At 70.9% G+C, this 20898-nt stretch carries 15 protein-coding genes and 1 pseudogene; 10 read left to right on the top strand and 6 right to left on the bottom strand.

The genetic code is table 11. The features are described from left to right. Position 1: 1 nt before the first annotated feature. Positions 2–1189 (top strand): rhomboid family intramembrane serine protease, encoded by a 1188-nt coding sequence (locus tag Q0C41_RS14320; protein ID WP_291984480.1) that lies wholly within the window; start codon positions 2–4, stop codon positions 1187–1189. A gap of 14 nt (positions 1190–1203) precedes the next feature. Next, the gene (locus tag Q0C41_RS14315) at positions 1204–2064 is read left to right on the top strand and encodes a rhomboid family intramembrane serine protease (RefSeq protein ID WP_291984477.1); all 861 of its coding nucleotides are present in this window, start codon (positions 1204–1206) and stop codon (positions 2062–2064) included. A gap of 44 nt (positions 2065–2108) precedes the next feature. Here Q0C41_RS14315 and Q0C41_RS14310 read toward each other — a convergent pair whose 3' ends face one another. Beyond that, positions 2109–4016 carry a PQQ-binding-like beta-propeller repeat protein gene (locus tag Q0C41_RS14310; RefSeq protein ID WP_291984475.1) on the bottom strand — a complete coding sequence of 636 codons (1908 nt, stop codon included), beginning with the start codon at positions 4014–4016 and terminating at the stop codon, positions 2109–2111. A gap of 283 nt (positions 4017–4299) precedes the next feature. Here Q0C41_RS14310 and Q0C41_RS14305 point away from each other — a divergent pair, with 283 nt between their 5' ends. Beyond that, the gene (locus tag Q0C41_RS14305; RefSeq protein ID WP_291984473.1) at positions 4300–8622 is read left to right on the top strand and encodes a S8 family serine peptidase; all 4323 of its coding nucleotides are present in this window, start codon (positions 4300–4302) and stop codon (positions 8620–8622) included. Here Q0C41_RS14305 and Q0C41_RS31430 read toward each other — a convergent pair. Then, positions 8595–8872: pseudogene (locus tag Q0C41_RS31430) on the bottom strand (PQQ-dependent sugar dehydrogenase); the annotation flags it as partial. The gene Q0C41_RS14305 and the pseudogene Q0C41_RS31430 overlap by 28 nt on opposite strands. 130 nt (positions 8873–9002) lie before the next feature. Between Q0C41_RS31430 and Q0C41_RS14295 the strand changes: the two are divergent. Next, a complete protein-coding gene (locus Q0C41_RS14295) occupies positions 9003–9947 on the top strand; it encodes a bile acid:sodium symporter family protein (RefSeq protein WP_291984469.1) in 945 nt (314 codons plus the stop codon). Positions 9948–9957: 10 nt separating this feature from the next. Continuing rightward, the gene (locus tag Q0C41_RS14290; protein WP_291984467.1) at positions 9958–11769 is read left to right on the top strand and encodes a hypothetical protein; all 1812 of its coding nucleotides are present in this window, start codon (positions 9958–9960) and stop codon (positions 11767–11769) included. Between the two features lie 159 nt (positions 11770–11928). Here Q0C41_RS14290 and Q0C41_RS14285 read toward each other — a convergent pair whose 3' ends face one another. Together Q0C41_RS14285 and Q0C41_RS14280 are read right to left on the bottom strand one after the other, a co-directional pair. Beyond that, positions 11929–12753: a ferritin-like domain-containing protein gene (locus tag Q0C41_RS14285; protein ID WP_291984465.1), complete on the bottom strand. Its 825-nt coding sequence runs from the start codon at positions 12751–12753 to the stop codon at positions 11929–11931. 169 nt (positions 12754–12922) lie between these two features. Then, entirely contained in the window at positions 12923–13186 is a 264-nt protein-coding gene (locus Q0C41_RS14280) for a GlsB/YeaQ/YmgE family stress response membrane protein (RefSeq protein ID WP_291984464.1), read from the bottom strand. Positions 13187–13289: 103 nt separating this feature from the next. Here Q0C41_RS14280 and Q0C41_RS14275 point away from each other — a divergent pair, with 103 nt between their 5' ends. Beyond that, the gene (locus tag Q0C41_RS14275) at positions 13290–13961 is read left to right on the top strand and encodes a hypothetical protein (protein ID WP_291984462.1); all 672 of its coding nucleotides are present in this window, start codon (positions 13290–13292) and stop codon (positions 13959–13961) included. Here the strand turns inward: Q0C41_RS14275 and ligD are convergent, their stop codons facing one another. After that, positions 13962–16130: a DNA ligase D gene (gene ligD, locus Q0C41_RS14270; protein ID WP_291984460.1), complete on the bottom strand. Its 2169-nt coding sequence runs from the start codon at positions 16128–16130 to the stop codon at positions 13962–13964. It lies immediately after the preceding gene. Between the two features lie 258 nt (positions 16131–16388). Between ligD and Q0C41_RS14265 the strand changes: the two genes are divergently transcribed. The 3 genes from Q0C41_RS14265 to Q0C41_RS14255 all read left to right on the top strand — a co-directional run bounded on the left by Q0C41_RS14265 (position 16389) and on the right by Q0C41_RS14255 (position 18575). Beyond that, on the top strand, positions 16389–17252 hold the full coding sequence (locus tag Q0C41_RS14265; RefSeq protein WP_291984458.1) for a Ku protein: 864 nt from the start codon (positions 16389–16391) through the stop codon (positions 17250–17252). Positions 17253–17424: 172 nt separating this feature from the next. Next, a complete protein-coding gene (locus Q0C41_RS14260) occupies positions 17425–18153 on the top strand; it encodes a TerC family protein (protein ID WP_367079218.1) in 729 nt (242 codons plus the stop codon). Beyond that, positions 18150–18575 carry a DUF6526 family protein gene (locus Q0C41_RS14255; protein WP_291984456.1) on the top strand — a complete coding sequence of 142 codons (426 nt, stop codon included), beginning with the start codon at positions 18150–18152 and terminating at the stop codon, positions 18573–18575. Before Q0C41_RS14260 ends, Q0C41_RS14255 begins: the two co-directional genes overlap by 4 nt. Positions 18576–18593: 18 nt before the next feature. Here the strand turns inward: Q0C41_RS14255 and Q0C41_RS14250 are convergent, their stop codons facing one another. Beyond that, positions 18594–19445: a hypothetical protein gene (locus tag Q0C41_RS14250; RefSeq protein ID WP_291984455.1), complete on the bottom strand. Its 852-nt coding sequence runs from the start codon at positions 19443–19445 to the stop codon at positions 18594–18596. Positions 19446–19566: 121 nt separating this feature from the next. Here Q0C41_RS14250 and Q0C41_RS14245 point away from each other — a divergent pair. Next, on the top strand, positions 19567–20898 hold a 1332-nt coding region (locus Q0C41_RS14245), incomplete at its 3' end, for a serine/threonine-protein kinase (RefSeq protein ID WP_291984454.1).

The raw sequence follows: 20898 nt of genomic DNA, 5'->3' as shown, positions 1-20898 counted from the left end.
AATGCTGCCACTGAGCGACGCGCCCAACTCGTCGAAGATCCCATACGTCACGTACGCGCTGATCGCGATCAACGTCGCCATCTACCTGTTCTACACGCTGCCGCTGTCCGGGCAGGCGCCGGCCACGGGCGATCCCCGGTTGGCGGCCTACGTGAGCGCGATCCGCGAGTCGCTGCCGGCGGGCGTCTCGATCCGTGAACTCGTCGGATCCATCAGCCTCTACGACCTGTTCGTCTTCGACCACGGCTACAAGCCCGGCGCGGCGCAGATCAGCGACCTGTTTGCCGCGATGTTCCTGCACGGGGGCTTCATGCACCTGTTCGGGAACATGCTGTTCCTGTGGATCTACGGCGACAACGTCGAGCACCGCCTGGGTCATGCCAGCTACCTGTTCTGGTACCTGCTGACGGGCGTGGCGGCCACCCTGTTCTTCGCCGTGCTGGCACCGGGCTCGCTGGTGCCGATGGTCGGCGCCTCCGGGGCCATCTCCGGCGTGCTCGGCTTCTACTTCTGGTGGTTCCCCCGCAACGTCGTCCGCGTGCTGCTGCTGTTCTTCCCGATCTTCGTGCGCGTGGTCGAGATTCCCGCGCGCATCGTGCTCGGCATCTACCTGTTCCTGGACAACATCCTGCCGATGCTCGTGGCCGGCGGGAGCGGCGGCGGTGGGGTGGCGCATGGCGCGCACATCGGCGGGTTCATCGCCGGCGTGGCGGCGGCGTGGGTGCTGTCACGGCGTGAGGTCGAGGGCACCCCGCAGGAGTACCGGGCCGAGGCGCGGTCCCTGCCCGCCGTGAGCGGCGTGGTGGCGCAGTCCATCGCCAGTGGCGACATGCCGGCGGCCGCGCGTGCCTACTTCGCGATGCCCTCGCACGAGGCCGCGCAGGCCCTCGACCCCCGGCAGTCACTCGCCCTCGGACAGTGGCTCGCGGACAACGGCCACGGGCAGGCCGCCGTTACGGTCTACCAGCGGCACATCAAGCACCATCCGCGCGGTCCCGGGCTGGCCGACGCGCACCTCGGTGCCGGCCTGGCGTTGTTGCGGCATCTCGACCAGCCGGCCATGGCCTACCAGCACTTCCTCGATGTCCTGCAGCACGATCCGTCGGCCCAGACCGCGGCGGAGGCCCGCGCGGGGCTGGCCGCGATCGCCGGGCGGCAGAAGTTCCCCGCGCGACGGTTCTCCTCGTAGCACGCCAGGGACGCATGTTCAGACGACAGACAGAAGGGGCGGTGGTCTGCACGAGTTGCGGATCGCTGGTCGGTGTGCGCGACGCGGAGTGCCTCACGTGCGGCCGGCGCAATCCGGGGCTGTGGGGCTTCGCGCCGGTGCTGCGACGGCTCGGTCAGGATCTGGGCTTCGTCACGCTGGTCACCGTCACGTGCGGCGTGCTCTATGTCGTGTCGCTGTTGCTCGGGGGCCCACAGGCACAGGGTGGCGGGATGCTGGGGATACTGTCACCCGACCGCGTCAGCCTGTTCCTGCTCGGGTCGAGCGGCGCGGTGCCGGTGTTCGGCTTCGGCCGGTGGTGGACCGTCCTGAGCGCCGGCTGGCTGCACGGCGGCCTGCTGCACATCGTGTTCAACATGATGTGGGTGCGGCAACTGGCGCCGGCGACCGCGGAATTGTACGGCCCCGGCCGCACGGTGGTCCTCTACACGATCGCGGGAGTCAGCGGCTTTGCGGCCAGTTCACTGGCCGGCATGTTCATGGGCTGGATGCCGCTGCCGATGCTGCGCGGCGCCCAGTTCACCGTCGGCGCGTCGGCGCCCATCTTCGGCCTGCTCGGCGCGCTGGTGTACTACGGACGCCGCAGCGGCAGCAGCGCCGTCCGCAGTCAGGCGGTCGGGTACGCCCTGATGCTCGGTGTGTTCGGCCTGATCATGCCGGGCATCGACAACTACGGCCACGGCGGCGGCTTCCTCGGCGGCTACCTCGCCGGTCGGATCATGGACCCGTTGAAGCCGGAGCGCCTGGACCATCTGCTGATGGCCCTGGCGTGCCTGGTGGCCACCGCGCTCGCCATCCTCGCGTCGGTGGTGTTCGGTCTGCCGCTCGTCCGCTGACGGCCGGGGCGCGGCCGGCGCGCCCTCGGTCGTCGGCGCATCCCTCAGCGTGGCAGCGCGTAGGCCACGAGTCCCGTGGGCCCCTTGTGCGGCGTCGGCACGGCGCCGGGGCCGGTGGGCTGGGTCGCCGAGGCCGTGACCAGCAGATACTGCCGTCCACCCAGTTCGAACATCGACGGTCCGCCGCTGGTCGGCCCGCCCAGCGGGAAGGTCGCCAACTCCTTGCCGTCGCTGCTGTCGTAGGCGTGCACCTTGCGGTCCGCGGCGGTGGCGAACACCAGGCCGCTGCCGGTGACGATCAGCCCGCCCTTCACCGTCGAGGCCGACCCGGTGCCCGTGATGCCGAGCGGCAGCAGGCGCAGGTCGTCGCCGAGCCCCTTCTGCCAGGCGATCGCCCCCGTGTTCAGGTCGTACGCCGTCAGCGTCGTGTACGGCGGCTTGATGATGGTCGGGTAGAGCCCGAAGCCATCGGTCACGGGATACCCCTCGCGCACGATCTCCTCGGGGGCGCCGGCGCGCGCCGGCCGCTTCTCGCCTGGCTTGAGCAGCCGGATGATGGTCGGCACGTTGAAGCCGATCACGTACACCCGTCCGTCGCCCGGATGGGCCGCGGTGCTGCCCCAGTTGGATCCGCCCTGATTGCCGGGCATGTGGACGACGTCCTCGAACCCGATCGGCGTGAACGGCCCCTCGTTGCGGGCCTTCGCGATCCGCTGGCGGAACTGCTCGCGTTCCTCGGCGGTGAGGATGTACGGGTTGAGGTCGTTCACGGTGAACGACTGGCGCGAGAACGGCTCCGGTTTGGTCGGGAAGGGCTGGGTCGGCGACAGCTTCTCGCCCGGCACCGTCCCGCCCTGCGGCACGGGACGTTCCTCGATCGGCCAGATCGGCGCGCCCGTCGCCCGGTCGAACACATACAGGTAGCCGGTCTTGCCGGCCTGGGCCACGACGTCGATGCGGCGGCCGTCGTGGCGCACCGTGGTCAGCTGCGGCGCGGAGTTGTTGTCCACGTCCCAGATGTCGTGATGCACCGTCTGGAAGTGCCAGAGGCGGCGGCCGGTGCGGGCGTCGAGCGCGATCAGGCTGTCCGAGAACAGGTTGTCGCCGTGGCGGTAGCCACCGTAGAAGTTGTACTTGCCGCTGCCCGTCGGCACGTAGACGATGCCGCGCGCGACGTCGACCGAGGACTCGGCCCAGTTGTTCGCGCCGCCGACGGTGGCGCGCGCATTGGCCGGCCACGTGTCGGCGCCGAACTCCCCGGTGCGCGGGATGGTCCGGAAGGACCACACGAGCGCGCCGGTGCGGACGTCGTAGGCACGGATGTCGCCGGGCGCGGAGGCGTATTCGCGGTTGGTGGCCGACCCGAGGATGAGCAGGTGCTCGAAGACGCGTCCGGGCAGACGGCTCTGCTGCTCGACGGTCGCCGCGTCGCGGTCGAGGCCCTCGCGCAGGTCGACGACGCCGTCCTTGCCGAAGGTTGGGATGGGCTTGCCCGTCTTCGCATCCAGGGCCCGCAGCATGTTCAGCGTGCTGAAGAGCAGCCGCTGATCCTTCCCGTCGGCGCTCTCCCAGTAGTTGACGCCACGGATGGCGAACGCCTTGATCTCGGCCGACGCCCACAGCTCCTTGCCGGTCGCGGCGTCGACGGCCACCATCACGTTGCCTCGAGCCCGCGTATAGATGGTGCCGCGCACGACGACGGGGTTGAAGTCCGTGTCGCCATCGGGATAGGTCCACGCCACCTGCAACTGCCCGACGTTGGCCTTCGTGATCTGCGTGGCCGCGACGAACCGTGAACTGTCCGGGCCGCCCGCGTAGTCGCGCCACTCTCGCGGCGTGCCCTGGCCTACCACCGACACCTGCGAGACCCCGACCGCCACGGCCACCGCGAGGCACACACCGCTCACGGCCCGCACGCGCCGCGACCTCTCCACCGACTGCATCCCGAGCATCGACACGTTCTCCTGGGAAACCGGCGGCCAGTCTATCGCACGGGCTCAGGGCACGGGGTTCAGGGCTCAGGGCTCTGGGCTCAGAACCGAAGGCTCAGGGCTCTGGGCTCAGGGCTCAGAACCGAAGGCTCGAGGGCCAGGGCTCAGGGCTCAGAACCGAAGGCCGAAGGCCGAAGGCCCAAGGCCCAAGGTTCAAGGCTCAGGGCTCAAGGCTCAGGGGAGTCGGATACGGTAGTGTTGGCTGGCCGTGGCGATCGAGACTCCCAACCAGGCAGGTGGCACCATGGCGTGGCTTCGGGCCGGGCGGCGACGGCTCGCGTCGAGTGTCGTCCTGGTGGTGGCACTCGTGTGGCCCGCGGCGGGTGGGGCGCAGACCGGTGGTCCTGTCGTGGCCCGCGTGGCGGCCGGGCAGGCGGTGGATGAGGCCGGTGCGAGCGCGCTGGCCCGCTGGCGGCAGCAGGCGCAGGGGTCGGGCACCATTCGTCTGATTGCCAGCCTGTCGTCCCCGCCGTCTGCCGCAGGCGTGGCCGGAGAGACGGCGCGCGCGGCCAACGGCGCGGCGCTGGCGCAGGTCGTCGCCCGGTTGGGGGCGCGTGCCCGTGCCGCCCGCGCCCTGACGATGCTCCCCGTGCTCGTCGTCGAGATCGATGCCGAGGGCCTCGAGACCCTGCTGACCGACCCGGCCATCGCTGCCCTCGAGGAGGACCGCACGTTCGTCCGCACGCTGGCCCAGAGCGTGCCGCTGGTGCAGGCCGACCAGGTGTGGGCACAGGGCTATCGCGGCGCGGGCTGGACCGTGGCCATTCTCGACGACGGGGTCGATGTGATGCATCCGGCGTTCGGTGGCCGGGTCGTGGCCGAAGCGTGCTACTCCGGGCACGGAAGCACCGCGGCGAGTCAGTGCCCCGGCAAGGTGCTGTCCTCGACGGCGCCAGGGTCCGCGGCGCCCTGTTCGGGCTGCACGCACGGCACGCACGTCGCCGGGATTGCGGCCGGCAGCGGCGGGGTGGCTCCACTGGCGTCGATCATCGCCATGCAGGTGTTCTCGCGCGACGACCTCGCGTACTTCACCGATGTCCTCCAGGCGATCGACCGCGTGCTCGTGCTCGCCTCGACCTACGACATCGCGGCAGTGAACCTGAGTCTCGGCACCGAGTCCACCTATGCGATGACGTGTGACGCGGCGTCGCCGGCGGTGTTCACGGCTTTTGCCGCCCTGCGCGCCGCCGGCATCGCCCCCGTGGTCTCGTCGGGCAACACCAGCACGTCGACGGGACTGGAGTTCCCGGCGTGCTTCTCCAACGCCGTGAGCGTCGGCAGCACCTCCAAGTCCGATGTCGTCGAGAGCTACAGCAACGCGGCCAGCTTCCTGCAGCTGCTGGCGCCGGGCGGCGCCATCACGGCGCCGGTCCCCGGCGGCGGCACGGCCGTGCGAAGCGGCACCTCGATGGCCGCGCCTCATGTGACCGGTGCGTGGGCGTTGCTGCGCGAGCGCCTGCCGACGGCGTCGGTGGACGCCGTCCTCTCGGCGTTGAAGACGACCGGAGCGACGGTCACCGATGCCCGCAATGGCCTGACGTTCCCTCGCATCCGCATCGCGGCGGCGGCCGAGGCTCTGGCGTCGTTCACCGTCACCCCGACCAGTTGGGCAGCGGCCGCGGCCGGCGACACGACGTCGGTCGCCCTCAGCAGTTCGGCCGCCAGCGCGACCTGGACCGCCTCCACAAACCAGGCCTGGCTGACGGTGACGCCCACCGGTGGCATCGGATCGGCGACCGTGACGATGATGGCGGCGCCGCACACCACGTCGGCGCTCGCCCGCGCCGCCACGGCCACCATCGGTGGGCGGACCATCACCGTCACCCAGGGAGGCGCGACGGCGCAGTTCACGTGGGCGTCTCCGGCGCCTGCGCTCGCCCACGGCGGCGAGACACGTACGTCGATGCTGACCAGTTCATTGCCCGACGCGGCGTGGACGGCCTCGAGCTCGCAGGCCTGGCTGACCGTGAGCCCGCTCTCGGGCACCGGCAGCACGGTGGTCACCCTGACGGCGCTGCCGCACACCTCGTCGGCCGCGCCCAGAACGGCGTTCGTGACTGTCGGCGGACAGGCGCTCCCGGTTTCGCAGGGTGGCGCTCCGGCGGCCGTCACCGTGAGTCCGGCGACGTGGTCGCCTCCCGTGAGCGGTGGCACGCAGGTGGTCGGCGTCACGGTGACGCCAGCAGACGGGGCCTGGGACGTCACCCCCAGCGCCTCGTGGGTGAGTGCCATGCCTGCCAGCGGCGTCGGCGCTGCCACGGTGACCCTCGTCGCGTCGGCGCACACCACGTCGGCGTTGCCTCGGACGGCCACCGTGAGCATCGGCGGGCAGGCGGTCGTGGTGACGCAGGCCGGAGCCGTGCCTCAGGTCACCGTGGCGCCGACGCGCGTCGAGGTGCCGTCGACCGGCGATGCGTACCCGCTCACCGTCACCAGCTCGCTGCCCGACAACGCCTGGAGCATCACGTCGTCGGCGACCTGGCTCACCGCACAGGTGCAGGCCGGTACCGGCCCGGGGTCGGTCCTCGTGCGTGCGGCGGCCAATGTGTCCGTGCACGCCCGCACCGGGACGGTCACGCTGGCGGGGCACCTCGTGACGTTCGTCCAGGCGGGCGTGGTGCCTGGCTTCTCCGTCGATCCGACGACGCTGTCGCTCGAGGCGCCAGGCGGCACGCGGCTGGTCGCCTTGACGGCGTCGGCGCCCGATGCCTCCTGGTCCGTGGCCAGCACCGTGCCCTGGCTCACCGTCTCGCCCTCGAGCGGGCAGGGGACTGGCACGATCGCCGTGGTGGTCGCGCCGACCTCTCGGACACAACCGCGGACGGGCACGTTCACGGCCGCGGGTCGTGTCGTGACCGTGGTGCAGGCCGGGGGCGATCCCAGCGCCACGGTGAGTGCCGTCTCGTGGCAGCCTCCATCGGAGGGCGCCTCCACGCAGATGCTGCTGGACGTCACGGCCTCGACCGGATCCTGGATCGCGATCAGCAATGTGCCGTGGCTGACCGTGAGTCCCGCACATGGGACCGGAGACATGCCGGTGACGCTGGCGGCCCTGCCCTCCGTCAGCGGTGGCGTCGGGCTGCCCACCGGCGTCCTGCCGTCGCCGCTCCCGACCACGTCCGCCGTGGTGACGGTGTCGCAGGCCGCGGCCACCGGTCTGCGCACGGGGCTGGTGGTGTTCCTGCCTCAGCCACCGGTCGCCATGCACAGCCGTTTCCTTGCCGAAGGTGCGGCCTCGGGCTTCTTCGACACGCGCCTCGCGCTGCTCAACGCGGGCGACATCGACACCTCGGCCACCGTCACGTTTCTCAGGAGTGGACACGATCCGGTCGACCTGTCCGTCGACGTGCCGGCACGCACACGGCGCACGATCTGGCCCGGCACGATCCCGACCCTTGCCGATGCCGAGTTCTCCACCATCGTCACCGCGTCGCAGCCGCTGGTGGTGGATCGGACGATGACCTGGGGCCCATCAGGCTATGGGGCGCATGCGGAGACGGCCGCGATGCAGCCCTCGCCGCGGTGGTACTTCGCCGAAGGTGCGACACACAGCGGCTTCGCCCTCTTCTACCTCCTGCAGAACCCGGACGCGCGCTCGGTCGACGTGCGCGTGCGCTACCTGCGCGCCACGGAGCCTTCGCTCGAGAAGATCTACACCCTTGCGCCGCGCTCCCGCACCAACATCTGGGTCAACCTCGAGCAGTTCCCGGGGCTGGGCCAGGCGCTTGCCGCCGCGGAGGTCAGCGCCGTGGTGGAGACGCTCGACGGCACGCCGATCATCGCGGAGCGGGCGATGTATCGATCGTCGGGCGGGCGCCCCTTCGACGCCGGTCACGAGAGCATGGGCGTGACCACGCCCTCGACGCGCTGGTTCTTCGCCGAGGGCCGCACCGGGGCCTTCTTCGATCAGTTCATCCTGCTCGCCAATCCGAGCGACGTGGATGCGGCCGTGCGCGTCACCTACCTGCTGGACGACGGCCGGACGTACGTGACGACCATGGTGGCGCCGGCGAGTGCGCGCACGAGCCTGTGGGTCGATCGCACGATCGTGCCCGGCGTGGCCGGGGAACCCCTGGCCGACGTCGCGCTGTCGATGGTCGTGGAGTCGACCAACGGGGTGCCGCTGATCGCCGAGCGCGCGATGTGGTGGCCGGGCGATGGGACGACCTGGCACGAGGCACACGGCTCCGCCGGTGCGACGACCACCGGCACGGTGTGGGCGCTGGCCGAGGGCGAGGTGGGCGGTGCGCGTGCGACGCAGACCTACGTGCTGATCGCCAACACGTCGGCCTTCGCCGGGCGTGCGCGCGTGACGCTGCTGTTCGAGGACGGGACCTCGGCATCGACGGTGTACGGCCTGGCGGCACAGTCTCGTACCAATGCCGCCATCGGGCCCGACATCGGGGAGGTGGCGCATGGCCGCCGCTTCGGCGTCCTCGTCGAGGCGCTGGGGGCCAGCGACGGCGACGAGCCGCCTCAGATCGTCGTCGAGCGCGCGATGTACTCGGACGCCGACGGCACGGCGCTGGCCGCCGGCACGAGCGCGCTGGCCACGCGGGTGCGGTGACCGTGGGCGTAGCTGAGGTAGATCAGCCTGTTCTCCGCGAAGCGCGGGTGGACCGCTACATCGAGCCGCCCGCCCTGGCCGCCAGCACGCACGGGTGGGACGCCTGCCACCGCCTCGGGCAGCAGTCGCCCGCGTCGCACGACACGGAGCCGCCCTGGCCTTTCGGTCATCAGCATGTCGCCGTCTGGCAGGAAGGCCATGGCCCAGGCACCACCAGACCGTCGGCGACGGTGACGATGCGGAAGTCGTGCAGCGCCGAGTGTTCGACCGGACTCTGGGCGCGGGTCGCGGCGATGGCGACGCCGACGATGGCGACCGTGAGCAGGCGGACGACACTCCGGGGGGGGGCGCGTCGAGGCATGGGCATAGAATGGCGCACCTTGCCGGCGACGCCAACACTGCACCGCGTGCTCGAAGGGGCGACGCGCGCCTTTCCTCTCTGGGTGGTGGCGGCCTCCGTCGTCGCCCTGATCGAGCCGCGCTGGCTGACATGGTTCTCGGGCCCGCTGCTGACGTGGGGGCTCGGTGTGGTGATGCTGGGCATGGGCCTCACGCTGCAGGTCGAGGACTTCGCCCGTGTCGCGCAGGCGCCAGGAACGGTGGCGACGGGAGTCGTGCTCCAGTACACCGTCATGCCGCTGCTCGGGTGGGCGCTCGGTTACGCATGCGATCTGCCGACGCCGTTTGCCGTCGGGCTGGTGCTCGTGGCCTGCTGTCCCGGCGGCACGGCGTCCAACGTCGTCACCTTCCTGGCGCGCGGTGACGTGCCCCTGTCGGTGACGATGACCGCGGTGTCGACGCTGCTGGCGGCGGTGATGACACCCCTGCTGACGGAGATGCTGGCCGGAAGCCGCGTCGAGGTGTCGGTGGTCGGCCTGCTGGTCAGCACCCTGCAGGTGGTGATCCTGCCGGTGGTGATCGGCGTCGCGTTGACACGCCTGGCGCCGCGTGCGGCGGCGCGCGTGCAGGTGGTGGCGCCGCTGATCGCGGTGATCACGGTGGCGCTGATCGTCGGCAGCATCCTCGGGGCGGGGCGGGATGACGTGCTCGGCGCGGGGGCACGGCTGCTTGGTGCCGTGGTCGGCCTGCACGCGGGCGGGTTCGCCCTCGGGTACATCGGTGCGCGCCTGGTCCGTCGCCCGGAGACCGCCGCGCGCACGATCGCCATCGAAGTCGGGATGCAGAACTCGGGGCTGGGCGTGGTGCTGGCGCGGCAGCACTTCGCGAGTCCGCTCGTGGCGATCCCGTGCGCCATGTCGAGCCTGACGCACTCGGTCCTCGGCAGCCTGCTCGCCGCCTGCTGGCGGCGCGCGCCGACCGCGTAGGATGGGCGGCATGGACGACGCCTACCGCGACCGGCTCGCCAGCTACGCCCGCATGGCTCGCGCCGAGGGCGACCGATCGCGCTGGCACTCGCGCCTGCGGCTCGCCGCGGCCGCGCTGGCGCTGGCCGCGCTCGTGCTGGTCGTCCGGACGTCATCGCCGTGGGCGGCAGGCGGCCTGGCGTTCGGCGTCGTGCTGTTCCTGTGGCTGGTGGTGCGCCACGATCGCATCGAGCGCCGACGCGAGGCGGCGCTCGCGCTGGTCGCGCTCAATCGCGAGGCGTTGGCCCGGCGCGCGCGCACCTGGGCCGAGCTGCCGGCACCGTGGGTCCCGCCCATCCCGGAGGACCATCCCTTCGCGGTCGACCTCGATCTCTTCGGGCAGGCGTCGCTGGCCCAGGTGCTGGGCCCGGTGCGCACGCCCACGGGCCGCGAGGTGCTGGCCGACTGGCTGCTGCATGGCGCGACGTCGGACCTGGCGACCATGCACGCCAGGCAGGCAGCCGTGCGCGAGCTCGCGCCGGCGCTCGACTTCCGCCAGCACATCTCGGCGCTCGCGCGTCTGCTGCCCGATGCCGCGGGGGCTCGCGTGGCGGCGGCGCTGCCGCCCGTCGTGCGCTGGGCGGAGGCGCCCGGGGGTCTCGACGGCCGCGTGTGGGTGATGCCGCTGGCCCTGCTGCTGACCGTGGTCACGCTCGCGGGGGCCATCGGTGCGCTCACGGGTGTCGTCACCGGATCGTGGTGGCTGATGACCGGGCTCCTCGGTTGGGTCCTGCGCTGGTGGGTGCACGAGCCGCTCGAACAGGCGATGGGCGGTGCGTCGGGCGAGCAGGGGCTGCGACCCTGGGCCCCGCTGATCGCCCACGTGCAGGCCATGCCGTACACGGCACCGCTGCTGGTGACGGCACGGTCCGAGATCGAGACGGCGCCGGCGGCACTGCGCGCACTCGAGCAACTGGTCGCGCTTGCCGACGTGCGTCACTCGGCCTGGCTCTTCGTGCCGCTGCAGACGCTCACGCTCTGGGATCTGCATGTGTGGTGGCTCATCGACCGCTGGCGGCGACGCCACGGCCGTGACGTTCGCCGCTGGCTCGAGGCCGTCGGGCGCGTCGAGGCCCTCGGCAGCCTGGCCTCACTGGCCTTCGATCAGCCCGCGTGGGTCGTTCCCGATCTCGACGCGGCGGCCACGAGCCTGACCGCGACCGGGGTGGGCCACCCGCTGCTGGCCGACGCCGTGCGCGTGGTCAACGACGTCCAACTGGGGCCGACGGGGAGGTTCCTGCTGATCACCGGATCGAACATGTCGGGCAAGAGCACGCTGCTGCGGGCCATCGGCCTGAATGTCGTCCTGGCGCAGGCCGGCGGTCCCGTCTGCGCCTCGGCTTTCCGTCTGCCCAGGCTCGCGCTGCACACCAGCATGCGCGTGTCCGACTCGCTCGAACTCGGGCTGTCGCTGTTCATGGCGTCGCTGCTCCGTCTGCAGCAGATCGTTCGCGCGGCACGCGAGGCGACGGCCGATCGGCGGGTGTGCTTCCTGCTCGACGAGGTGCTGCAGGGCACCAACAGCGCGGAACGGCAGATCGCCGTCCGCACCGTGGTGGGCCACCTGCTCGGGTGCGAGGCCATCGGGGCGGTGACGACACACGACCTCGAACTGGCGCGCGACCCCGCGTTCACGGCCCATGCCGACAGTCGTCACCTGCAGGAGACCCTCGCCGGCAGCGGGCACGACATCTCCATGACCTTCGACTACACGCTCCGCCCGGGGCCCGCGCAGGCCGGCAATGCGCTGCAATTGCTGCGCATGCTCGGCCTCGCGGATTGAGTGGACTGATGGGAGGGCCCGCTCGCCGAGCGGGCCGACGCTCACGGCCGGCTCGAGGACCGCACGACGTGGGAGGGCCGCCTCGCCGAGGCGGCCAAGTGACGCGGCCGACGACCCGTGGACAGGCGTCGCCGGGCGCGTTCACGCACCGATGTGGTGCTAGACGGTGCTGATGACGCCGTTGACGCCAGCAGGGAAGAAGCCCCCGCTGCGCGTGCCAGTGCGTGCCGAGCCGTAAGCCACGGCCAGCACCTGGCTCGCCGTGCGCACGGTGGAGCGGCCCTCGCCATCCACCTGGAACAGACGTCCGCCCGGCGCCATCAGCGTCGGCACGTCGAGGGCATCCACCATCCCGGGCATCAGGCCGAGATCGCTGACGACCAGGCGAATCACGCCGGCGTGCTGCGCTTCGGTCAGGCCGATCTGCGCGGCGGCCGTCAGCGTCGCCGGATTGCGCACGAGGGCGGCAGCGCCACCGTAGGCGCTCACGCCGAGGTCCTCGAACGCCCGGGCCACCGTGAAGAACTCGTTGGCATTGGCGAAGCCGACGCCGAGCGCCTCGAGGTTGATCGCCGGCTTGGCGACGGCCGCCGCACCGAGCGCCTGGCGCAGGAAGTTGACGTGCACCTGTTCGTCGAGGGCGATCTGCTGCGAGATCGTCATCAGGCGATCGGTCATCGCCACGCGCGCGCCGCCGACGGTCTCGCCGGCGCGACCGGTGCCGCTGGTCCCGATGCCGATGTCGGCGATGCGGCGACCCGTGGTGGCCACCGTGTAGAACTCCGCCTCGAGATACTCGAGGTTGAGGGCGAAGTTGAGGATGTCGGCGTCGGTCAGCGTCTGCGCCGCGGCCTCGTCCATGCCGACCCCGCCGACCACCATCGCCGCGCCGAGACCAGCGCCGCCAACCATCACGCGCCGGGCGAATGCCCGCCGACTGACACTGCTATCCACCAGATCCTGCAAATGCTCGAGTTTGGTCATGTTGCCTCCGTGAGGACGTCGACACGACGTCCTGCTCGCTCTACGCGGCCGGGGCCGACGGTGGATGTGTGCCCGCACACGACTCGGCCGGGGCCGACCGACCGCCAGCGATGCTGGCGACCTGTCGAACCCCGGCCGGTGTTGGCTACGACTGCAGCCCTGCAGCGAATCAGGTCGTGATGGTGCGGCGGTTGCCCGTCGCCATGCGGTAGATCACCAGCAGCAGGATCGCGCCGAGCAGCGACATCACGAAGCCCGCGGCGTCGCCCGGCCCGTAGAGGCCCAGCGTCTGCCCGAGGAACCCACCGAGCACCGATCCCACGATGCCCAGCAGCATCGTGACGATGATGCCGCCCGGATCCTTGCCCGGCATCAACAACTTGGCCAGCGCGCCGATCACCAACCCGAACACGATCCATCCGAGAATGCCCATGGTCCACTCCTCCTGCAAGAGTCGCCGGCAGCGAAATGCTGCACGGGACGAAGCCGTCTTGAGCACCTCTCCTTGCACAGAGCGATCCAGCGATAATGCGGCGATGCGGAGATCGATGGGGTGGGCAGGGAGACGGACGAGCATCGGCCTGGCTGTGCTGGCGCTCGGCGGGGGACTGCTGGCCGCCGAGCAGATCCGGCTGCGCCCGTCGCTCGCGCCGGAGTCGCTGGCCCGGGAGTGGACCCTCGACGGCTCGGGGACCTGGGCTGTCCGTGAGGGCCTGCTCGCGCTGGTCACGGCGGGCAAGCCGGGCGGATCGGTGCGGCGGCCTTCGGCGCTCGCGCTGGTCAACGGACCCGACCTGACCGACACCACGCTGGAGGTGGAGGTGCGGTCCACGGCCGCCATGCCCGACGTCACGCCACGGCGCGACGCCCTCCTCATCGTCGGCTACCAGTCGCCGACGAAGTTCTACTACGTGCATCTCTCGGCGGCGCGCGACGAAGTGCACAACGGCATCTTCCTGGTCGACGAGGCCGACCGGCGGCGCATCGACTCGCGCTCCGAGGTGACGCCGCTCGTCGATCGCGAGTGGCATCGGACCCGCCTGGTACGGTCAGCGGCCAGCGGCCGCCTCGAGGTCTACGTGGACGATCGGCCGGAACCCATCATGGTGGCGACCGACACGGCGCTGACGTGGGGACGCGTCGGCGTCGGGTCGTTCGATGACACCGCCGAGTTCCGCCGGGTGGTGGTGCGCGGCGTGGCGCGCTAGTCAGCTCGACAGCTTGTCGAGCACGGTGTGCAGGTCGGCCGGCGGCCCCTGCAGCACCGGGTTCCACAGGTCGCCCACCTGCGCGAAGCGCGTCTCCACGCCATCGAGCGTGAAGTCCTCGGGCCGCACGTCCTCGTCCAGCTCCTGCCAGTGGAGCGGCGTCGAGACGCCGGCGAACTGACTGGCGCGGGCGCTGTAGGCGCACGCCAGTGTCTTGCCTTCGATGTTCTGCAGGTAGTCGACGTACACCGTGCGTCCCCGTTTCGCCACCGCGCGTTCCACCGTGGCGACCGCAGGATGCTGCGAGGCCACGGCCGTGGCCACGATCTGGCACAGCAGCTGCCCCGACTCGTACGAGGTGCCCGGTGCGAGCGGGATGTAGATGTGCAGGCCCGACGACCCCGAGGTCTTGAGCGCGGCGGGGATGTCGAGCAGCACGAGCGCGTCGTGCACCCAGCGCGCCACGTCGCGCACCTGCGTGAACGGCACGCCGGGCATGGGGTCGAGGTCGATCGCCACGAAGTCGGCGGTGGCGGGCGTGGCGGCGCGCGAGAACCACGGGTCGAGCGAGATGGCCCCGAGCTGGGCCACGTAGAGCAGCGTCAGCAGCGATCCCCCGACGAGTCTCGGCGTCGGCCCATCGTCGTCCTCGTCGCCGTCCACCGTCGCCACGCGCACGCCGGCCGGCACCGTGTCCGGGGCGCGCTGCTGGTAGAAGGCCTTGCCGAGCACGCCGTTCGGATAGCGCTTCATCACCAGCGGGCGGTCGGCAATCACCGGCAGCAGCCAGGGCGAGGTGCGCGCGTAGTACCGCAGCAGATCGCCCTTGGTCAGCCCGGACGCAGGCCAGAAGACCTTGCGCAGGTTCGTCACGTCGAGCGCGCCCTCGGGCAGTGTCAGAGTGCCGTCGCGCCCTGCGTCCTCGTGTGACTGGAGCTGCTCGACGATCTGGCTCAGCGGGGAGGCCTGGCTCAGTGGGGAGGGCTGGCTCAGTGGGTAGGGCCGGCTCTCCGAGCCGGCCGTCCCCATCGACCGGGGACTGGCTGACGGCCCGTTCGGATAACGGGCCCTACCCGACAACGTGACGTCGGGCATCCCCACCACGCCGACGTCGGGCGCCGTCGTCGCCTCGGCCGCGTCGACGTCGACGTCGTCGCGAAGGCCGAGGAACACGGGATGGCGCAGACGTCCCTCGGGGGTCCACTCGCTGAAGCGCACTTCACAGAGCAGGCGCGGCTCGACCCAGTGCTGCCCGCGGACGCGGGGCGCATCGACGAAGGGCGAGGTCGTCCGCGCCAGTGGCCGCAGGCGGGCCAGCACGTCGGTGATCGTGGCGTCGCTGAAGCCGGTGCCGACGTTGCCGGCATAGCACAGGGTGGCGTCGCTGCCGCGCGCGGGACGCGCGGCCACCCCTCGGGCATCGGTCCGTCGGCCGACCATCAGCGCGCCGAACCCGCTGCGCGTCCCCTTGGGGTCCGTCCAGCCGCCGATGATCACGGTGGCGGTCGCATGCAGCTTGACCTTGCGCCAGGACCGGGACCGCGCTCCGGAGAGATACGGCGCATCGGCGTGCTTGACGATCAGACCCTCCCAGCCCTCGCGCTGGGCCTGGGCGAGCAGGCGGGTGCCATCGCCGGCGGTGTAGGCCCCTTCCCGCAGCCGCTCGCTCGTGCGCACGTGCAGGAGGTGCTCGAGCCTGGCCCGACGGGCGGCCAGGGGCAGCGGCCGGAGGTCCTCGACGCCCTCGCGCAGCAGGTCGAAGACGATGAGGGCCGTCGGCACCGTGCCGACGCGGGCGTCGATGTCGCTGGCGCCCTTGAGGTGCATGCGCGACTGCAGCGCCGTGAACGACGCCGGTCGCCCCTGGGCGTCCAGAGCGACGATCTCGCCGTCGAGCACGATGGCGCGGTTCAGCTGGGTCGACAACAGCCGGAGGGCGCGGGCGATCTCGGGAAACTGGGCCGTCTTGTCGTTGCCGTTGCGCGACAGGAGCTGCACCCGCGGCGTCGGCTGGCCGGGCTCGACGACGACGATGGCGCGGATGCCGTCGAACTTCTGCTCGTAGACGAGCGATGACTGGTCGAGGTCGATGGCGTCCAGGTCACAGGACGTCGCCAGCATGGGCGCCGGGGGCGCCGTGTCACGCCAGAGCTGGACCTTCCGGGGCATCGGCCGTAATCATCCGGGGGGCTGGGACCGATAGCAAGGGTCTCCGGGCACCGGGAACCGGGCACCGGCAACCGGGAACCGCGCCCCGGGCACCGGCAACCGGGCGTCGGGAGTCGCGTCGCGCGTTGGGTAGGGCTGGCTCTCCGACTTGTCCGCCGGAGCCTTGGCGGAGGTGGAGCCGGCCGTCAGCTCTCCTGGTGTGACACAAAGTCACCCGGGGCGACGCTGCGGGCCCCGAGTTTGCAAAGGACACGAGTCATGGCAGCACGAGCGACGTGGAAGGGCCATCTGAAGCTGAGCCTGGTGACGATCCCCATCCGGGTGTTCCCGGCCACGGATGCGCACGCGACCATCAGCTTCAACCAGCTCCACGAGGAGTGCCAGACGCGCATCCAGCAGAAGAAGTGGTGTCCGCACTGCGAGCGTGAGGTGGCCAACACCGAGATCGTGAAGGGCTACGAGTTCTCGAAGGGCCGTTTCGTCACGGTGACCGAGGAGGATCTCTCGAAGGTCCGGCCCGAGTCGACGCGCCTGATCAACCTGACGCAGTTCACCACGGTCGACCAGATCGACCCCATCTACTTCGAGCGGCCGTACTACCTGGCGCCCGACGGCACCGTCGCCGCCGAAGCCTTTGCCGTCATCCGCGAGGGCATGCAGGGCAAGACCGGCATCGGCAAGCTCGCGCTCTACGGCCGTGAGTACATCGTCGCCGTGCAGCCTCGGGAGAAGGGGCTCGTCATGTACACGCTGCGGTCGGCCGACGAGGTGCGCAGCATGTCGCAGATCGAAGAACTCGAGAACGTCCCCGCCACCCTCAAGCCGGCGGAGGTGAAGCTGGCCCAGCAGGTCATCGGGACCTTCGAGGGCGATCTCGACATCAAGAGCTTCCACGACACCTACCAGGAAGCGCTGCGGACCCTGATCGACGCCAAGGTCGCCGGCGAAGACATCGTGGAGACCGCGGAGGAGGCGCCGGCCAAGGTGGTGGACCTCATGGAGGCGCTCCGCCGCAGCCTCGAAACCGTCAGCGCCGGCAAGAAGACGCCTGCCAAGGCCACGCTCGGCTCGACCCGCGCCGAGGCGGCCGCCAGGAAGCCCCGCAAGCGCGCCAGCGCCTGACACGCGCGTCGTCCCCTGTACAATCTGAGGCCGCGCCCCGGCTCGGGCGGCGTCGAAAGGACCTCTCGTGATTGAGTCGTTGACGGCCGTGTGGCCTTCTCTGCTGGCCGTGTCCGACGTGGCGCCGGGCGCCGCGGCCGTATCCGCCGCTCCGCTCTGGAGCGTCGCGAGTCTGATTTCGCTGGCCACCCTGGCCTCGCTCGAGATCGTGCTCGGCATCGACAACGTCATCTTCATCGCCATCCTGTCGGGCCGTCTGCCGCAGGAGCAGCAGGCCAAGGCCCGTCAGCTCGGCATCGCCATGGCGGTCATCTCGCGTCTCGGCCTCCTGCTCGCGATCTCGTGGGTGATGGGCCTCACACGGCCGCTGTTCGAGTTGCTCGGCCGCGGCATCTCCGGCAAGCAGCTGATCCTGCTGCTCGGTGGTCTGTTCCTCATCGGCAAGGCGACGTTCGAGATCCATGACAAGCTCGAGGGCGAGGAGCATCACGCGGGCGGCGCGGCCAGGGCTGGCGCCACGATGGTCGGCGTCATCGCGCAGATCATGCTGATCGACCTCGTCTTCTCGCTCGACTCGGTCATCACCGCCGTCGGCATGACGCCGCACGTGCCGATCATGATGGTCGCCGTCGTCCTGGCCGCGGGCGTGATGCTCGTGTTCGCCGGGCCCATCGCCAACTTCGTCGCCAAGCACCCGACGATGAAGATGCTCGCGCTGGCGTTCCTCATCCTCATCGGCGTCATGCTGGTCGCCGAGGCCTTCGGTCAGCACATCGACAAGGGCTACATCTACTTCGCGATGGCGTTCTCGCTGCTGGTCGAAGTGCTCAACATGCGGCTGCGCCGCAAGAGCACGACGCCCGTGGTCCTGCGCCACTCGTCCATGCCGAGTCAGTCATGAGCACGCAGACGTACGCCAATCATGCGCACCAGCCGGTGGCCACGCTGGTCGGCACGGCCTTCTGGGCGGTGACGCTCGTCGGGGTGGTGGCCAGTGCGCGCGACATCAGCTGGGGTCCGACACTGGCCTGGGCCGGGCTGCTGCTGTGCTTGTTCACGTTGCTGCTGATCGGGCGGACCTACACGACCGCGCTGCAGGATCGCATCATCCTGCTCGAGGAGCGGTTCCGGGCGACGTCCCTGCTGACGCCCGGGCAGATCGCGCGCTGGCACGAGCTCTCGCCCAAGCAGGTGGTGGCGCTGCGCTTTGCCAGCGACGCCGAGTGGCCGGCGCTGGTGGACCGGGCCCTGGCCGAGCGGCTCACGCCCAAGGCCATCAAGCAGGCCGTGCGGGACTGGCGTCCCGACCTGCGTCGGACCTAGCCCTTCACGATTCGCCGTTCAGGACTTCGGCGTGACTTCCTCGGAGGTCGTCACGTTGAACTTCCGGTACTCCGAGAAGCGGGTCGTCGACTCCAGCGAGAACTTGCGGAACACGAGGGTCTTGCCGACGACGCTGTACTGCGCCTCGGCGGGCAGCCAGATCTCGCCGTTGACGAGCGTGCGGCGGAACATCATCGTGCTGCCCTTCTGCATCCGGGCGAGCAGGCCGAACCCGAAGGTGATGTCGTCCACCGCCTCGAGCTCGGTGCGCACCACCTGACGGTCGGCCTCGTTCACCCAGGCCTTGCCCCGCACCTTCTTGAGGAACTTGCCGGCGTCGCTCTTCGTGCGGGCCTGCTTCCGCGGGGTCAGCGAGGTCACCAGCGTCGGGCGGCCGTCGAGCATCTCCCGGCCGATCAGGCGGATCTCGTAGACCGCGAACACGTCGTCGATGACGTCCTGTTCCTCCTGGCGTTCCCTTGCTGTCCTGGCCAGTCGCTTCTGCCGGTCTTTCGGACGCTCGACCCGGATCTGCTCGAGACGGTCGAGCACCGTCTTGCGGTGGGCGGCGTCCCGTCGGGCGAGCTCGGCTGCGGGCAGCGGCGTCCCGTCGACGCTGATCAGGCGCTTGTACGTCTCCCCGGGCACCTCGGACGGGTAGACCTCGAACTCGCGCCACTGGCCGAACTGCACCTTGCCGAGCCGGCTGACGTTGACGTTGCGACGACGCTCCTTGAAGGTGTACTGGCGGAGCAGTTCCTCGTCGGTGCGCAACCCGGCCTTGACCTCGCGAATCAGCTCCGCGGTGTCTGGCAGAGGGGCGTCCTGCGCGTACGGGGTGGCCCCCAGCATCACGAGGGCGAGCGGCACGGCCACGAGTGCGTGTGACCAACGGACGAGGCGGGACGGGTTCACGGCCACTCCCGGTTGGACGCGTCCCGGGCCCCTCCGGTCGTCGTCGAACCTGTGCGACAATGAGGCACTTTCGCGCATGAGCAACGACCGCGGGCTCACGGATCTGGCTGCGACGCTCGCCGACGGCCAGGAAGTGGATTGGGCCGCGCTCGAGGCCGAACTGGGCAGCGAGGCCGAGCGCGCGATCTTCCGGCAGCTCCGCGTCATCGCGGACATCGCCGAACTCCACCGCAGCGTACCAGAGCTCGACGGTCTCGATGAGTCCGCGCTGATCGCCACTCCGCCTGGCGATACGGCACCGCCGTCGTCACTGGCGGCGACGCCCGTCGTTCCCGACGACGAGCCCGACCTTGGCACCTGGGGGCCGTACCGGCTGTTGCGGTCCCTCGGGTCCGGCACACTCGGCCACGTGGTGCGGGCCACCGACCATCTCCATCGCGACGTCGTCGTGCGGTTCCTGCCCGCAGCGTCCGGCCCCGAGGTCGCCGCGGCCCTGCTGGCCACTGGCCAGACACTCGCCCGCGTCCGGCATCCCAACGCCGTCGAGGTCTACGGCGCCGAGCAGCACGACGACCGCACCGGGTTGGTGATGGAGTTCGTCGACGGGCGCAGCCTGGACCAGGTGGTGGTCACGCAGGGCACCTTCAGTGCGCGCGAGGCGGCGCTGATCGGGTGGGAACTGTGTCGGGCCGTCTCCGCGCTGCACCGCGAAGGACTGGCCCACGGCCTGCTGTCGCCCGACAACATCGTGCGCGAGGCCGGCGGCCGGTTGGTCCTGATGGACGTGTGGCCGCAGGGTGTGCCGATCGACGCGCTGGACCTGCAGGCGGGCACACTGCCATTCCTGGCCCCCGAGGTCACCGGAGGCGTGCCGCCCTCGAGCCGCAGCGACGTCTACAGCCTCGGCGTCGTCCTCTACTACCTCGTGTCGGGGGCCTATCCGGTCCGTGCGTCGTCGCTGGCCGATCTCACGGCGCGCTACCTGCGCGGCGAACGGATGCCGCTGGCCGATCTGCGGCCCGATTTGCCCGACGACTTCATCCGCATCGTCGAGCGCGCATCGGATCCCGATCCGGACCGCCGGTACCCCACCATCGCTGCCGTGAAGGAAGCGCTGTCGCGTACGCTCGGCTGGGACACGTGGACCCGCAAGCAGCCCGTCGTCGCCTCGGGCGTCGGTGAGGTGCCGCCCGGGCCGAGCGTGCCGGTCGCCGTGGCCTCGCCGCAGGCCCTGCCCTCGCCCCCGCCGAAGCCGGGCCTGCCGTATGGGCTGATCGCCGTGGCGATGGCCGCCATCGCGATTGGCGGGTCCGTCGCGTGGTCGCTGCTGCCGCGCGGCACCGCGTTGCGCGGACACTCGACCTCGATGGCGATGGCGGGCGCGGCGGCCGGCGGCGACGCACCGGCG

The sequence above is a fragment of the Luteitalea sp. genome, from assembly GCF_022842525.1.
Classification (GTDB): Bacteria; Acidobacteriota; Vicinamibacteria; order Vicinamibacterales; family Vicinamibacteraceae; genus Luteitalea.
This window is presented reverse-complemented; position numbering and strand designations above follow the sequence as displayed.

Coding starts and splice junctions, on each gene's coding strand:
- Q0C41_RS14280 (WP_291984464.1), bottom strand. CDS start 13,186: ATGGGCATTCTCGGATGGATCGTGTTCGGGTTGGTGATCGGCGCGCTG.
- Q0C41_RS14315 (WP_291984477.1), top strand. CDS start 1,204: ATGTTCAGACGACAGACAGAAGGGGCGGTGGTCTGCACGAGTTGCGGA.
- Q0C41_RS14265 (WP_291984458.1), top strand. CDS start 16,389: ATGGCAGCACGAGCGACGTGGAAGGGCCATCTGAAGCTGAGCCTGGTG.
- Q0C41_RS14275 (WP_291984462.1), top strand. CDS start 13,290: ATGCGGAGATCGATGGGGTGGGCAGGGAGACGGACGAGCATCGGCCTG.
- Q0C41_RS14305 (WP_291984473.1), top strand. CDS start 4,300: ATGGCGTGGCTTCGGGCCGGGCGGCGACGGCTCGCGTCGAGTGTCGTC.
- Q0C41_RS14320 (WP_291984480.1), top strand. CDS start 2: ATGCTGCCACTGAGCGACGCGCCCAACTCGTCGAAGATCCCATACGTC.
- Q0C41_RS14290 (WP_291984467.1), top strand. CDS start 9,958: ATGGACGACGCCTACCGCGACCGGCTCGCCAGCTACGCCCGCATGGCT.
- Q0C41_RS14255 (WP_291984456.1), top strand. CDS start 18,150: ATGAGCACGCAGACGTACGCCAATCATGCGCACCAGCCGGTGGCCACG.
- Q0C41_RS14310 (WP_291984475.1), bottom strand. CDS start 4,016: ATGCTCGGGATGCAGTCGGTGGAGAGGTCGCGGCGCGTGCGGGCCGTG.
- Q0C41_RS14285 (WP_291984465.1), bottom strand. CDS start 12,753: ATGACCAAACTCGAGCATTTGCAGGATCTGGTGGATAGCAGTGTCAGT.
- ligD (WP_291984460.1), bottom strand. CDS start 16,130: ATGCCCCGGAAGGTCCAGCTCTGGCGTGACACGGCGCCCCCGGCGCCC.